The following is a 14,675-nucleotide window of genomic DNA, read 5'->3' as shown; positions in this document are numbered from 1 at the left end:
AGGACGTTAAGATCCAAAATCCCAGAGCAGGTTTCATACAGGCCCCGCTTTCATCAAATAAAATGATCCGGCGCGCGAGCGAAAATGTACCCCCCCCAGGTGCGCGTGCAGTCGGACATCCCCGCACAGCGGGACGATGACGGCGGATTGGGCAGTGGCAGCAGCTCAATCCGTTTTTTCATTTTAGGGGGATTTGGGATTATACGAGGGCAAACAGAGACGTGGCACGCAGGTTTAGAGGTGAAGGTCTACAAAAGGTGGACGCAAAGGGACGGGTATCTATTCCGGCCCTTTTTCGCCGTGTCATTCAGGCCTGTGATCCAAACTGGTGCGATGGGTTACCCCCGGAGCTGGTTATTGTTTATGGCGATAGCCGCCGAAATTTTCTTGAGTGTTATACGATCGAGGCGATCCAAGAAGTCGACCGTAAAATTGATCAGCTTGCGCGTGGATCACTTGGCCGAAAAACACTTGAGCGCCTTTTTCACGGACAAAGCTTTCCAACCTCGATTGATGATACCGGCCGGCTTGTTTTGCCTGGCCGGTTGCGCCAAAAAATTAATATTGAAAAAGAAGCCTATTTTATTGCGGCAGGCGATACATTCCAAATTTGGAACCCGGAAACCTATGAAGCTGACCAGACTAAGATCGAGCAATGGCTTCATGAGCAACCCGAAGATTTTGATCCATTAAGCTTTCTTGATGAGGATGGAGGGGCTTGAGTATGACGCCGGCGGCTCTTACCACCCAGGCTGATCCTCATATCCCCGTTTTATTGCGCTCAATTTTAGATGCTGCAGCACCGATCTCGGGGGATTGGCTGGATGGCACATTTGGAGCGGGCGGATATGCCAGAGGATTGCTTGATGCTGGCGCGAACACGGTCATAGCTTTAGACCGCGATCCGGCGGTTCATAAAATGGCTGCTGAGTGGGTGACAGATTATGATGGCCGCCTTCGATTGGTTGAAGATGTTTTTTCTAACTTAGATGACCATGCCAAAGACTTGGACGGAGTGGTGCTTGATCTTGGGGTCTCATCTATGCAGTTGGATCAGGCTGATCGCGGCTTTTCGTTTTTGCGCGATGGCCCACTGGATATGCGGATGAGCCAAAACGGCCCATCTGCAGCAGATCTAGTCAATAATATGAATGAAGATGATTTGGCGGACCTGTTGTTTCGTTTTGGCGAAGAGCGCGCCAGCCGCCGTATCGCCCGTGCAATAGTCGCCCGGCGCAATACAGAGCCATTTAACAGCACGCTTGATTTGGCCAAAGTGGTTGAAAGCTGTTTGCCCCGCGCCAAACCAAATCAGTCTCATCCTGCCACGCGTAGTTTTCAGGCTCTGCGGATTGCCGTCAATAATGAGTATGGCGAGCTGTTTGAAGGCTTGATCGCTGCAGAGCGTGCGCTCAAAAAGGATGGTCTGCTGGTTGTGGTTACCTTTCACTCTGTAGAAGACCGAATGGTAAAACGCTTCTTGCAAACCCGTGCGGGGCGCAAAGGTCGATCCAATCGCTTCGCGCCGGATCTCCAGAGGGAAGAGCCTCAATTTGACCTGATTAGCCGCAAGGCAATCGTAGCTGATGCCGATGAACTTGCCGAAAACCCGCGGGCAAGATCTGCCAAGTTGCGGATCGCCAAGCGTACGTCAGCCGCCCCAGGGGGCCGCCTTGAAGCGCGTGAGCTTGGAATGCCGGTACTGAAAGGATAACGATAATGCGCGGCTTTCTTTATGCAATAACGGTCTCTTTGGTGATTGGCTTGGCTTATTGGGCCTATCAAGAAAATATCAAAACACAGGCAGTTCTGACGCATGCAGAAGAGTTGCAAGATGATATTGGACATGCGCGGGCCCGGCTTAAAATACTGCGTGCGGAATGGGCCTATCAAAACCGCCCTGAACGGTTGCAGGATCTGGCGGATTTAAATTATGACGGTTTAAAGCTTTTGCCGCTGAGCGCAGATCACTTTGGCCGTGTTGAGCAAGTGGGATACCCCGAATTTCCCCTCCTTGATCAAGAAGATTTAAGACCGCTGGATGCAGCAAGCAGGAGGATTGACCAATGAGCGATATGCCCCTGCGTGCGCCTCTGCGGCCGCTCAGCCAAATACTGCCAGCGCGTGAGCGCGGTGAAAACCCCGATATCATCGAGCGAAAAAACATCGAACTTCGCCATGAAACCCAACGTGATCCTAGCCGCGCGCGCGCTCAGGGCAGGTTATTGGTTTTAGGCATTATGTTCGTTTGTATTTTTGCGGTGATCACTGTGCGCATTGGGTTGCTTTCTGCCTCTGAACCCATCGAACCAAGATCACAAAAGGCAGGTGCTTCGATTATTGCGCAACGTGCCGATATTGTTGATCGCCGGGGCCGTATCCTCGCAACCAACATGGAAACCCACTCGCTCTATGTTGAAACAGCACATTTGGTAGACGCCCAGAGCACCGCCCAGGCCTTGGCTCAGATTTTTCCTGATTTGGATGCCGATCGGCTTTTCAAGGCCTTCACCAGCCAGCGCAAGTTTTTGTGGATCAAGAAAAAGCTTAGCCCCGAGCAAATGCAAGCTGCGCATGATATTGGGGATCCGGGATTACGCTTTGGTCCGCGTGAAATGCGGCTGTATCCCAATGGTAATCTGGCGGCACATGTTTTGGGTGGCGCAAGCTTTGGTCGCGAAGGTGTTCATGCCGCCGAAGTTGTCGGGGTTGCCGGTGTGGAAAAAAGTTTCGATGAAAGACTTCGCGATCCGGCCCAATCCGGCGCACCTTTGCAGCTTTCTATTGATTTATCGGTACAGGCTGCCGTTGAGCAAGTGCTATACGGAGGCATGCAGCTGTTGAATGCCAAAGGTGCTGCAGCCATTTTGATGGATGTGCATACCGGCGAAGTTTTGTCCCTCGCATCGCTGCCAGATTTTGATCCAAACAATCGACCAAGTTTGCCCGCAAAACTAAAGGCGGCGGATAGCCCGCTTTTCAATCGGGCTTTGCAAGGTGTTTATGAACTGGGTTCGACCTTTAAAATATTTGCCGTGTCCCAAGCACTGCAAATGGGGATGGTCACACCCGAAACCGTCATTGATATCCGTGGGCCAATCAGGTGGGGTAAATTCCGGATCAAGGATTATCATAACTACGGGTCTAAATTGCCGGTCTTTGAAGTGATTACTAAGTCAAGCAATATTGGCGCGGCAAGAATTGCACAAATGATTGGCGCCGAAGAACAGAAGCGATTTCTAGCTTCGCTTGGCTTTCTCGCTCCGATCCAGATCGAAATGCCGGAAGCAAGCGGAGGACGGCCGCTTTTGCCCAGCAAATGGACCGAGTTGTCGACAATGACCATATCCTATGGCCATGGGCTGTCCGCAACGCCGCTTCATTTGGCCGTGGGATATGCCGCCATTGCCAATGGAGGATACAAAGTCTCTCCAACATTAGTTCCTAATCCAAGGGTAGAAAAAGGCGAGCGTGTGATGTCACAAACTGTTTCAAAACAGGCAGTTGAGATGTTGCGCAGCGTTGTCACTGATGGCACAGCCTCGTTTGGAGAGGTGGCCGGCTATGCCGTGGCTGGTAAAACTGGTACGGCGGATAAACCCAATCCACAAGGCGCCTATCATGAAGAAAAGGTGATCTCGACATTTGCTTCAATTTTTCCAGCGAATGATCCCAAATACGTCCTTGTGGTGTCTTTAGATGAACCAGAAGATCGCACTGGAAGTGAACCGCGCCGCACTGCGGGGTGGACGGCAGTTCCTGTGGCTGCCGAAATCATTGGACGGATTGCACCTTTGCTTGGGATGCGTCCATTGATTGAAAAACAAATGCGTGCTGATATAACGCTGACATCAACCAACTAATCAGCTTGGGCAGATGGTCTAACACTGCCCGTAAACTGTTGTGAGCAGTGACGTAAATGGGCAGCACAGAAAAATACCTTAGTGATCTTGGATTGGCTCCACTGCGAGGCAAGGATAGACCTGTTCACAGCCTGTCATCCGATAGTCGAACGGTTGTTAAAGGCAGCCTTTTTGCAGCCTTGCCGGGCACGCAGGTTCATGGGGGTCGGTTCATTACCCAAGCGCTGAAAAACGGGGCGCAAACAATATTGACCGACCGCGCCGGTTACGAGATGGCTCGCAGTGAAATTTCATCCTTCGATGCGGCCGTGGTGGTGGCGCAAGATCCGCGCGCCGCTCTAGCCTCGGCCGCGGCATTATGGTTCGCGCGCCAGCCCGAAACAGTTGTGGCCGTCACTGGCACCAATGGCAAAACCTCGGTCGCCAGTTTTTGTCAACAGATCTGGGCTGAACTCGGCTACTCTTCGGTAAATATTGGCACTACAGGAGTGGAAGGTGCCTGGACAGCACCCTTGGCGCACACCACGCCAGACCCGCTTACTTTACACAGTATTCTATCCGCAGCCGCAGAGGCGGGGGTGACCCATGCAGCGATGGAAGCATCAAGTCATGGTCTGGATCAGCGCCGACTTGAGGGGGTGCGCCTCACCGCTGCTGGATTTACCAATATTTCCCAAGATCATTTGGATTACCACGATAATTTCGAGAAATATTTTGAGGCAAAAGCAGGTCTTTTTGATCGCGTTTTGCCGCAAGATTGCCCTGCGGTCATTAATAGTGATACGCAAAAAGGGCTAGCGCTTGCGGACCGTTTGAAACAGCGTGATCAACGGGTTATCACGATAGGGCAAAATGAGACAGCAGACCTGCGGTTGATGGCGCAGCGGTTTTCCCCAAGAGGACAAGATATCCGCTATCAATGGCAAGGTAGGTCTTTTCAGTCCACTTTGCCGCTGATCGGCGGATTTCAGGCAGAAAATGTTCTCATGGCCGCAGGGTTGGTGATTGCATCGGGCCATGATCCTCATGGTGTGTTTGAAACACTGCCACATCTGGTGACTGTGCGCGGACGTATGGATTTCGCCGCCGAGCGGCTCAATGGGGCATCAGTTTTTGTTGATTATGCGCATACACCGGATGCGGTTAAAACCGCAATTGAAGCGTTTCGACCGCATGTCATGGGCCGTTTGATTGCAATCATTGGTGCCGGCGGTGACCGGGATCCTGGAAAACGACCGCAGATGGGTGCCTTGGCAGCCGAAGCTTCGGACTATCTCATTGTCACAGATGATAATCCGCGCAGCGAAGATCCTGCAGACATACGCAATATGGTTTTGGCGGGCATTGAAAACGCCGATCATGTCAGCGAAGTCGGCGACCGCGCCGAGGCAATACTGCGCGCTGTCGATATGCTCGGCCCGGGAGATGGTCTTTTAATCACTGGCAAAGGCCACGAAACCGGTCAGATTATTGGGCAAGATGTTTTGCCATTTAATGATGCCGAACAGGCAAGTGTTGCTGTTGCTGCCTTGGATGGGTTAATCTCATGACGCTTTGGACTGCAGCCGAGGCCGCGCGGGCAACTGGTGGTACAACCAACACGGATTGGACTGCTTCGGGCGTATCGATAGATAGCCGAAGTTTGCAACAGGGTGATTTATTTATTGCATTGAATGCGGCCCGTGATGGGCATGAATTTGTCGCTGATGCACTGGCCAAGGGCGCTTGTGCTGCTTTGGTATCACGGAGGCCGCCGGGGGTTTCCGTTGATGCGCCACTGCTGACCGTCGTGGATGTTCAGCAAGGCTTAGAAGATTTGGGCCGCGCCGCGCGCGCCCGCACATCTGCAAAAATTGTGGCCATCACCGGCTCGGCAGGAAAAACATCCACCAAAGAAATGCTGCGAGAAATGCTCGCGCCGCAGGGGATAACGCATGCCTCTGTTGCCAGCTATAACAACCATTGGGGCGTGCCACTAACACTGGCCCGAATGGCGCGCGACGTCGATTTTGCAGTGATCGAGATCGGCATGAACCACCCTGGCGAAATTGCGCCTCTTGCGCAGCTGGCACGCCCGGATGTTGCAGTGGTAACAACGGTTGCAGAAGCCCATCTTGAGGCCTTTAGTAATGTTTCAGAAATCGCGGGTGAAAAAGCGGCGTTAATGAGTGGGCTGCAACCAGATGGCATTGCGGTTCTCAATGCCGAGATTGAAACAGCAGGCGTGCTGCGGCATGAGGCGGCAAAATATGGGTGCGAGGCTGTTTGGTTTGGAACTGCAAGCTCGGATGCGCAAGTGCTAAAATTCGAGCAAACCGGCAATACAACCTTGGCAGAAGTTGCGATCTCAGGGCAGAAACACACACTGCATCTAAATACCATTGGACGCCATTTCGCGATAAACGCTCTGGCGGCTCTTATGGCGGTGCGGTCCATCGGGGCGGACCTAGGCAAAGCCATTAAAGCACTGGAAACTTGGCAGCCAGGCCTGGGGCGCGGGGCCCGTGAAGAAGTTAGGTTCGGTGGTGGGACCGTCGATTTAATCGACGACGCTTATAACGCCAACCCAGCATCAATGCGGGCTGCGCTGGATATGATTTCGGTATCGAGCGCGCCCCGCCGGATTGCTTTTTTGGGCGATATGAAAGAGCTTGGGGCTAATGAGGTTCACCAGCACCGAGCACTTGCGCAGTGGCCAGCGCTCGGCGCGCTAGACCAAATCCACACAGTTGGCCCCTTGATGCGGGCGCTTCATACTGCACTGCCCCGAGAAATGCGTGGGGTGCACTTTACCAGCAGCGATGAGATGGCCAAAGCCTGCCAAGATTTGATAAAGCCAAAAGACTGTGTTTTGGTGAAGGCCTCGCTTAGCATGGGACTGCAGCAAGTGGTTGACGTATTGCGAAAATTAGGCCACTCGGAACCAAACGCGGATAACAGGTAACCGCAAGGAGATCGATAATGCTATATTGGCTGACAGCCCTGTCGGATGGCGGTGATGCGTTCAACCTTTTTCGCTATATCACTTTTCGCGCAGGTGGCGCCTTTTTCACAGCGTTGGTTTTTGGATTTATCTTTGGCCGCCCATTGATCAATGTGTTACGCCGCACCCAAGGCAAAGGCCAACCCATACGCGCTGATGGCCCAGAGGGACACTTTGCCAAGGCTGGTACTCCTACCATGGGCGGTCTGTTGATTTTACTTGCTGTTTTAAGCTCAAGCTTACTTTGGGCGCGGCTTGATAACGCCTTTGTTTGGATTGTTTTGTTTGTGACATTTTCATTCGGCTTGATCGGCTTTGCAGACGATTATGCCAAGGTTAGCAAACAGAGCGCAAAGGGGGTTCCCGGGTGGCTTAGGTTGTTGCTCGGCTTTGTTATTGCAGGGATCGCAGCCTATTGGGCCAGCGCACATCATCCTGAGGCTCTACAGAATAAAATGGCTTTGCCAGTGTTCAAAGATCTGCTTTTGAACATGGGCTATGTCTTTTTACCATTTGCGATGTTGGTGATTGTCGGCTCAGCCAACGCGGTCAATTTAACCGATGGTCTGGATGGGCTTGCTATTATGCCGGTCATGATTGCAGCCGGTGCACTTGGCGTAATTGCATATGCAGTGGGCCGTGTCGACTTTACCGAGTACCTTGATGTTCACTATGTGCCCGGCACTGGCGAAATATTAATATTTTGTGCAGGTTTGATTGGCGGCGGAATGGGTTTTTTGTGGTATAATGCACCCCCAGCAGCTGTCTTTATGGGCGACACAGGCTCATTGGCTTTGGGGGGTGCACTGGGCTCGGTTGCCGTCTCAACCAAACATGAAATTGTCTGGGCCATCATCGGCGGCTTATTCGTTGTCGAAGCGCTATCTGTGATTATCCAAGTAGGGTATTTCAAGTTAACCAGAAAGCGTATTTTTCTAATGGCGCCCATTCATCACCACTATGAAAAAAAGGGCTGGGCAGAGCCAACCATTGTGATCCGATTTTGGATTATTGCTTTAATTCTAGCGATGATCGGGCTCGCGACACTGAAAGTCCGCTAAGGTTTTGTGAGTATTCACGGGTTCGGTTGTTGGCGGTAAGATAACTGGTCAAATCCCCTAAAATGGGTTAGCCAAGGCTTTGGAATAGAGACCGCAAGCGGGTGGAAAGATGATCATAGCGCAAGGCGTTTCAGGGTTGAAAGTGGCCGTTCTGGGGCTGGGCCGCAGCGGTCTTTCGGCTGCGCTGTCTTTGCGGGCCGGTGGGGCGGAAGTTCTGGCTTGGGATGATGGTACGCAGGCGCGGGATGCAGCGCGAGATGCGGGTGTTGATCTAAGTGATCTTGGGCGATTGCGCGACTGGTCAGAGGTTGCGGTTTGCATTGTTAGTCCCGGGATTGCGCATCTTTATCCCAAACCGCACCCTGTGATTGCGGCCGCACAGGCCGCTGGCGTGCCAGTGGACAATGATATCGGATTGTTTTTTAGGTCCTTTTCCAGTCCGACCTGGGATAATTTTCAAAGCCCTCCAAAGATTATTGCAGTGACTGGTTCGAACGGTAAATCCACCACCAGCGCCTTGATCCATCACATCCTGACCCAGACCGGACGGCCCAGCCAGCTGGCGGGCAACATTGGTCGCGGCGTGCTAGATCTCGAACCAGCGATTGACGGTGAAGTGGTGGTGCTTGAGCTGTCAAGCTACCAGACCGAGCTGGCACGCGCGTTGACCCCGGATGTGGGGGTGTTTACCAACCTAAGCCCTGATCATCTGGACCGGCACGGCGGTGAGGGCGGTTATTTTGCTGCCAAACGGCGACTCTTTGCGGAAGGCGGCCCGGATCGGGCAGTAATCGGTGTCGATGAACCGGAGGGGCTGTTTTTGGCCGGCCAGCTGTCTGAAAGTGCCAGTGATGATCGGGTGATCCGTATTTCATCGGGCCAGAAACTGACCGGACCGGGGTGGCAAGTCTATGCCCGCAAAGGGTTTTTATCCGAAATGCGCAAAGGGCGACAGATTGCTTCGGTGGATTTGCGGGGCTTGCCCGGGCTTGCGGGCGTGCACAACCATCAAAATGCTTGCGCTGCTTATGCCGCCTGCCGCGGTGTTGGGATCAGCCCCAAGGCGATTGCCGAGGCTCTGGCCAGTTTTCAAGGGCTCGCACACCGTTCGCAACTGGTCGCCGAGGATGGCGGTCTGCGCTTTATCAATGATAGCAAGGCCACCAATTTGGCCAGCGCGGTCAATGCGTTGGCGGCATTTGAGAACGTGCGCTGGATATGTGGGGGCTTGCAAAAAGACGGCGGGCTTGAGGCGCTTAATGCGGCCCTGTCGCCGGTGATCAAAGCCTATGTAATAGGCCGCGAGGCGGCGAATTTTGCCCGTCAGCTGACCTGCCCAAGCGCCGTGTGCACGACCATGCAGGCGGCCGTTGCGCAAGCGATAGATGAGGCAGAAGCGGGCGAGACAATATTGCTTGCGCCGGCCGCTGCCAGCTTTGATCAATACGATAATTTCGAGCAGCGCGGCGATGATTTTATCGCCGAAGTACAGCGCCATTTGGCGGCTCAATAGGCAAAAAAACACTGTCGGTATTGGGTCGGTATCACGGCAGTTTCGCGCAGGTGCGATTTTGGGCCGACATCTGCCCCAAAAATCTAATTTTGCAAGTCTTAAAGATTACAGTTTTAAAGTGAAAAAGCGTAGTTTCTGTATTACAAAAATCTCTATGCTGACCCTCAAGATTTGTAAATTCTTGAAGCATGATTACGTAGTATTGAACGCGACTGACATCAAACGTACTTTTGAACAATCTAGGGTCAGGACCTCTAAAGTGGGCGAACTTCTAATGTCTTCTTTGAGCCCATATTGACCGATGCTGCGCTGATCATAAATGTCCGCTTCAGCATGTTTCTGGTTCACCCACGACGTCAGTTTCACCCGCCATCAAGAAGATAAAATCAATATTACTGTCATATGCGAGCACAAAACGGACGGGTTGACTGCGTTCAGTTCTGCTTTCAACGACCCGCAGATATTTTGTGTTTAGATCACCACACTGTTTTATTGCGGCCAGTGTTCCTTGTGAGACCTCATCGTCTGCCCATGCGTTGAAGGCATCTATTACTTGACCATAGCTCATGGTGACACTAAGACCTTCGGCGGCGAGGGTATGCCAACGAACTTGGCATCCATAAAATCTCCCCTCAGAGCTATGTAAGTCAGACAGTGATACGTGCGCATCGAATGGCATCCATGCGCGTCCTGTATTTGCTCCGATGCTGAGGGCGGTTTCTCTGGGTAACAGGTCTAAACCGTCTCCGTTTATACTCTGCTCATCCAATATTGATGGCACGCATCTTTCAAAAAATAGCTCGGACATTCGGAGGGCAGGAATGTTGAGTTCGTCGGCCTGGCCAGTGTCCATAGCCAAGAACAGCGCTATGGCCTCCAGAACCTTTTGAAAATTGGTAATAAACACCACAATACACCTTACTTTTTGAGTGTTTCAGCAAACACACCATTGGCTTTTTTGGGGCAGACAGTCAATGTTTCACCTAACTCAAACCAGAACTTAAGTACAAAGTCACGAATGGCCCGTCTGTCCTACACCTCGGGCATTTGGCTGCAAAATAGGCCAAAAGACATCATCGGTATTGCGTCGGTAACGCGGCAGTTTCGCGCAGGTGCGATTTTGGGCCGGCTTCTGCCCTGAAAATCTTGCTTTTCTATTCTGAAAGCGAGCGGCTCTTAAAGCTAACATCAGAGTGGGGTTTTGATGTTCCTGCATAGATCGGCTGTTGCCCCGGCGGCGAGGTTTGGATCAGCTGTATCTTAAGCGGCCGCATCAAAGGCGCTGTCGGCGTTTTATACCCTTTGGGCCGAAATATATTGACCGAATAAAATACAGCCTATAGGTGTAAAGATCAAACGGCATCAACAATAGGAGGGAAAGTGCTGAACATGCGTATCATCCGCCGACTTCAGCATGGTCCGCGCCAAGCCCTGTAAATCCGTTTGCAGGGCAGGTCAGAGGCGTCTTCTTATACCCTAAAGAGCGCTCGCATAACAGGTCTGCCCAAAGCCGCGCTGCGGCCCTTGTTTCTTTGATGCGAGACCTCAATGACCTTAATCAATATCTCGTCCCTCGGCGTGACCCGTGGGCATAGGCTATTTTCCGATCTAAACCTGACCATTTCTAAAGGCGACCGTATCGGGCTTGTTGCGGCCAACGGTCGGGGCAAGTCCTCGCTTATGGCCTGCTTGGCCGGTGAACTGGACCCCACAGAGGGTCAAATTACCCGCGCGCGGGGGCTGCGTGTGGGCACTGTAAAACAAAACCTGCCCCAAAGGGCCTTGTCATTTTCATTTTATGACTGGGTTTTGGGCGCGCTAGCAAAAGAGCAGGCCGATTATGAAAGCTGGCGCGTTGACGTCGTGCTTGGGGATCTAAAGGTGCCACTTGATTTGGTGCGAAAACCTCTTAACGAGCTGAGCGGCGGGTGGCAGCGCACCGCGATGCTGGCGGCGGTTTGGGTGCAGGAGCCGGATATTTTATTGCTCGATGAGCCGACCAACCACCTTGATTTGGGCCGTATCAGCCTTTTGCAGGCTTGGCTGGCAAAACTGCCCAAAGACGTGCCTGTGATCATCACATCACATGATCGGGCGTTCCTTGATGCGACCACAGAGCAAACCCTGTTTCTAAGGCCGCAAGGATCGCGGCTTTTTCAAAAGCCCTTTGGCCAAGCACGCGATGCGCTTGCAGCCGAGGACGTGGTAGATGAACGCCGCTTTGCCAATGAGATGAGCAAAGCCCGGCAGCTGAGAAGGCAGGCGGCAAAGTTAAAGAATATTGGCATCAATTCGGGATCGGATTTGCTGCTGACAAAAACCAAGCAGCTCAGCGCGCGGGCAAGCCAGATTGAGGGCAGCGCAGCGGCTGCGCATAAAGAAAACAATGCGGGTGCCATCAAGCTGACCAATCGGGGCACGCATGCGAAAGCGCTGATCACTCTGGACGATATTTGCGTTCAAACGCCCTCTGGCAGGCTGCTTTACAAAACTGGTCAAAAGTGGATCTGCAAAGGCGACAGGGTCATTTTACTCGGTGCCAACGGAGCTGGTAAAACGCAATTGATAAAAATGATACACAGCGCCTTTGCGCGGCAGGGCAGTGAGGTTAAATGCGCATCATCTGTTATTGCAGGCTATTCTGATCAAAGCTTAAGTCAAATTAATATGGATCAGAGCGCTATGGAAAGCACAACGCAGCATTTTGAAATTTCAGATCAGCGTGCACGTGGTTTACTGGCGGCGGCAGGGTTATCCGTGGCGCAGCAAAACCGCAAAATAAGTACGTTATCTGGCGGCCAAAAAGCACGTTTGGCACTGTTGCTGTTGCGGCTAAAGACCCCCAATTTCTATCTTTTGGATGAGCCCACCAACCATCTTGATATCGGCGGCCAAGAAGCTTTGGAGGAAGAATTAATTGGCCATCAGCTGTCCTGCCTAATTGTCACCCATGACCGGAGTTTTCTGCGCAATATCGGTACGCGGTTCTGGTGGATAGAGCGTGGAAAACTGCAAGAGTATGACAGCCCAGAGCCCTTTTTACGTGCGGAAATGGACGCTGGATAAGGCGGGGCGCAGGTGCTATGCATCTTCTATCTTTATAGGTGTAATTGCCAGTAGAAATACCCGCTTATGCCTAGGGGCTGTTGTGAGTCAGTGGTTAAATTAACGGTGGCTCTGTGGATGCCTGGGGTATTTTAGGGAGTATTTTTGCGAAGAAAAAATCTGCGGTTTGGATTGTTTTAGGCTTGGCAGGGGCGCGGTTTTTTTGGAAGGAGCGGATGATTGGAAAAAGAGTGTTATGAGAACCCAAGGCTGGTTGCACTTTATGAACTTTTGAACGCGCGGGGGGCAGATTGGGAGTATTATCTTGATCTGGTGGCCGAGGCGGCAGGGCCGATTTTAGATGTGGGTTGCGGCACCGGCGCGTTGACGGTTGAGGCGGCGCTGTGCGGCCCTTTGGTTTATGGGCTTGATCCCTCGTCCGCCATGCTGGATGTGGCGCGCCGCCGCGCGGGCGGCGATCGGGTGATCTGGCAGCAGGGCATTTTAGAAGGCTTTGCGCCAGAGCTGAAATTTGCGCTTCTATACATGACTGGCCATGCCTTTCAGGAGCTGGGCAGTGACGCCGAGATTTTGGCGCATTTTGAGGCGGTGCGGCGGCTGTTGACGCCCGAGGGCCGGTTCGTGTTTGACACCCGCAATCCGGCGCGGCGCGCATGGCTTAATTGGGTGCCTGAGCGTTCGGAGCGGCAGCTTGTGTTGCCCGGTGGCGACCGTGTCCGGGTTTGGCATAATGTGCTGGATGTATCCGCAGGATTTGTCAGTTTTGAAGAGCATTATACCTTTGAGGTTCGGGGGGCAGGCCAAGATGAGCGTCTGGTGTCGCACAGCCGGCTTAGGTTTACCACACTGGAAGAGATCACCGGTTTGGCAGCAGCCGCAGGTTTGGCGCTTGAAAGCGCCTATGGGGATTGGAACCGCCGTGCGATTGGTGATGAGGCGCCCGAACTTATCGTCAGCCTTAGGCCGGCGCCGAATTGATGGCTTGGGCTGCGGCCCAGCCCGATGACCAGGCCCATTGGAAGTTATAGCCGCCCAGCCAGCCGGTTACATCCACCGCCTCACCAATGAAGTAGAGCCCTTTTACAGATTTTGCCATCATCGTTTTGGACGACAGCGCAGCGGTGTTGATGCCGCCCAAGGTGACCTCGGCGGTACGGTAGCCTTCTGAGCCGCTGGGGATCACCTGCCAGTTTTTCAATGCATGCTCTAGCGCGGCGATTTTCTGGTCGGATTGATCGGCCAGTTTACCGGTTATGGACAGCTCGGACGCCAGATGGCTCACCAGACGTGCGGGCAGGAATTGGGCCAGCACTGTGCTTAATTGGCGGCGGCCATTCTGTGCCCGCTCGGCACTTAATTCGGCGCTGAGTGCCCTGTCTGGCAAAAGGTCGATGGTCAAGCTTTTGCCTTCGCGCCAGTAAGATGAAATTTGCAAAATGGCAGGGCCGGACAGACCACGATGAGTAAACAGCAAGGCCTCGTCAAAATATGCGGTTTCGGTGGAAACGCGGGCGGACGCCGATAGGCCGGTGATCGGTTTGAAGCGCTGATCTGAAAACGTCAAAGGCACCAGCGCTGGGCGGGTTTCAATGCAAGGGATGCCGAATTGATCTGCGATGTCATAAGCCAGCCCGGTGGCGCCCATTTTGGGGATGGATTTTCCGCCCGTGGCCACCACCAAATGGTGGCAGTGAAGGGAAATATCTACGCCCTCTTTTTCAACACGCAAGGCAAATCCACCGTCGGTTTTGCGCAGCTCTTTGAGCGATGTCTGAAGCCAGAGCGCCGCGCCCGCTCGCATCACTTCGGCCCGCAGCATCGCCACCACCTCTTTGGATGAGCCGTCACAAAATAGCTGGCCAAGGGTTTTTTCATGATAGGCGATGCCGTGCCGCTGCATCAGATCAATAAAATCCCATTGGGTATAGCGGCTGAGCGCGCTTTTGTGAAAATGCGGATTTTGCGATAAAAACCGATCGGGTGCACTATGCAGATTGGTGAAGTTACACCGCCCACCCCCCGAGATGCGGATTTTTTCGCCCGGCGCGCGTGCATGATCAAGGACCAACGTGGATGGTCCCGCCTCGGCGGCGCACATCAATCCGGCTGCACCGGCGCCAAGAATAATGGTTTCATATTGCATGACCGCCGGATGACGGTTTTTGGCCGATTTTACAAGAGCAAAGCTT

Annotated in this window: 12 protein-coding genes; 10 read left to right on the top strand and 2 right to left on the bottom strand. The window is 53.0% G+C overall.

Annotated elements, in window-relative coordinates:
* Positions 1–221: 221 nt before the first annotated feature.
* The 8 genes from mraZ to GN278_12440 all read left to right on the top strand — a co-directional run bounded on the left by mraZ (position 222) and on the right by GN278_12440 (position 9,420).
* Complete coding sequence (mraZ, locus tag GN278_12475; protein XAT61495.1) at positions 222–722, top strand: division/cell wall cluster transcriptional repressor MraZ; 501 nt, start codon at positions 222–224, stop codon at positions 720–722.
* Positions 723–724: 2 nt separating this feature from the next.
* Positions 725–1,714, top strand: a complete 990-nt coding sequence (gene rsmH / locus GN278_12470; GenBank protein ID XAT61494.1) for a 16S rRNA (cytosine(1402)-N(4))-methyltransferase RsmH — start codon at positions 725–727, stop codon at positions 1,712–1,714.
* A gap of 5 nt (positions 1,715–1,719) precedes the next feature.
* Positions 1,720–2,070, top strand: a complete 351-nt coding sequence (locus GN278_12465) for a cell division protein FtsL (protein XAT61493.1) — start codon at positions 1,720–1,722, stop codon at positions 2,068–2,070.
* Positions 2,067–3,863, top strand: a complete 1,797-nt coding sequence (locus GN278_12460) for a penicillin-binding protein 2 (GenBank protein ID XAT61492.1) — start codon at positions 2,067–2,069, stop codon at positions 3,861–3,863. Before GN278_12465 ends, GN278_12460 begins: the two co-directional genes overlap by 4 nt.
* Before the next feature lie 56 nt (positions 3,864–3,919).
* Positions 3,920–5,413: a UDP-N-acetylmuramoyl-L-alanyl-D-glutamate--2,6-diaminopimelate ligase gene (locus tag GN278_12455; protein ID XAT61491.1), complete on the top strand. Its 1,494-nt coding sequence runs from the start codon at positions 3,920–3,922 to the stop codon at positions 5,411–5,413.
* Positions 5,410–6,807 (top strand): UDP-N-acetylmuramoyl-tripeptide--D-alanyl-D-alanine ligase, encoded by a 1,398-nt coding sequence (murF, locus tag GN278_12450; GenBank protein ID XAT61490.1) that lies wholly within the window; start codon positions 5,410–5,412, stop codon positions 6,805–6,807. Before GN278_12455 ends, murF begins: the two co-directional genes overlap by 4 nt.
* Positions 6,808–6,824: 17 nt before the next feature.
* The gene (locus GN278_12445) at positions 6,825–7,907 is read left to right on the top strand and encodes a phospho-N-acetylmuramoyl-pentapeptide-transferase (protein XAT61489.1); all 1,083 of its coding nucleotides are present in this window, start codon (positions 6,825–6,827) and stop codon (positions 7,905–7,907) included.
* A 109-nt stretch (positions 7,908–8,016) separates the two neighbouring features.
* Positions 8,017–9,420 carry a UDP-N-acetylmuramoyl-L-alanine--D-glutamate ligase gene (locus GN278_12440; GenBank protein XAT61488.1) on the top strand — a complete coding sequence of 468 codons (1,404 nt, stop codon included), beginning with the start codon at positions 8,017–8,019 and terminating at the stop codon, positions 9,418–9,420.
* A gap of 328 nt (positions 9,421–9,748) precedes the next feature.
* Here GN278_12440 and GN278_12435 read toward each other — a convergent pair whose 3' ends face one another.
* Positions 9,749–10,327, bottom strand: coding sequence for a hypothetical protein (locus GN278_12435; protein ID XAT61487.1), 579 nt, complete (start codon positions 10,325–10,327; stop codon positions 9,749–9,751).
* Positions 10,328–10,968: 641 nt separating this feature from the next.
* Between GN278_12435 and GN278_12430 the strand changes: the two genes are divergently transcribed.
* Together GN278_12430 and GN278_12425 are read left to right on the top strand one after the other, a co-directional pair.
* Complete coding sequence (locus GN278_12430; GenBank protein ID XAT61486.1) at positions 10,969–12,486, top strand: ATP-binding cassette domain-containing protein; 1,518 nt, start codon at positions 10,969–10,971, stop codon at positions 12,484–12,486.
* Between the two features lie 219 nt (positions 12,487–12,705).
* Positions 12,706–13,464: a methyltransferase domain-containing protein gene (locus GN278_12425; GenBank protein ID XAT61485.1), complete on the top strand. Its 759-nt coding sequence runs from the start codon at positions 12,706–12,708 to the stop codon at positions 13,462–13,464.
* Here GN278_12425 and GN278_12420 read toward each other — a convergent pair.
* Positions 13,445–14,629: an aminoacetone oxidase family FAD-binding enzyme gene (locus GN278_12420; GenBank protein XAT62655.1), complete on the bottom strand. Its 1,185-nt coding sequence runs from the start codon at positions 14,627–14,629 to the stop codon at positions 13,445–13,447. The genes GN278_12425 and GN278_12420 overlap by 20 nt on opposite strands.
* Positions 14,630–14,675 lie beyond the last annotated feature (46 nt).

The sequence above is a fragment of the Rhodobacteraceae bacterium Araon29 genome (assembly GCA_039640505.1).
Taxonomy (GTDB): domain Bacteria; phylum Pseudomonadota; class Alphaproteobacteria; order Rhodobacterales; family Rhodobacteraceae; genus CABZJG01.
This window is presented reverse-complemented; position numbering and strand designations above follow the sequence as displayed.

Coding starts and splice junctions, on each gene's coding strand:
- rsmH (XAT61494.1), top strand. CDS start 725: ATGACGCCGGCGGCTCTTACCACCCAGGCTGATCCTCATATCCCCGTT.
- GN278_12465 (XAT61493.1), top strand. CDS start 1,720: ATGCGCGGCTTTCTTTATGCAATAACGGTCTCTTTGGTGATTGGCTTG.
- GN278_12460 (XAT61492.1), top strand. CDS start 2,067: ATGAGCGATATGCCCCTGCGTGCGCCTCTGCGGCCGCTCAGCCAAATA.
- GN278_12455 (XAT61491.1), top strand. CDS start 3,920: ATGGGCAGCACAGAAAAATACCTTAGTGATCTTGGATTGGCTCCACTG.
- murF (XAT61490.1), top strand. CDS start 5,410: ATGACGCTTTGGACTGCAGCCGAGGCCGCGCGGGCAACTGGTGGTACA.
- GN278_12445 (XAT61489.1), top strand. CDS start 6,825: ATGCTATATTGGCTGACAGCCCTGTCGGATGGCGGTGATGCGTTCAAC.
- GN278_12440 (XAT61488.1), top strand. CDS start 8,017: ATGATCATAGCGCAAGGCGTTTCAGGGTTGAAAGTGGCCGTTCTGGGG.
- GN278_12430 (XAT61486.1), top strand. CDS start 10,969: ATGACCTTAATCAATATCTCGTCCCTCGGCGTGACCCGTGGGCATAGG.
- GN278_12420 (XAT62655.1), bottom strand. CDS start 14,629: ATGCAATATGAAACCATTATTCTTGGCGCCGGTGCAGCCGGATTGATG.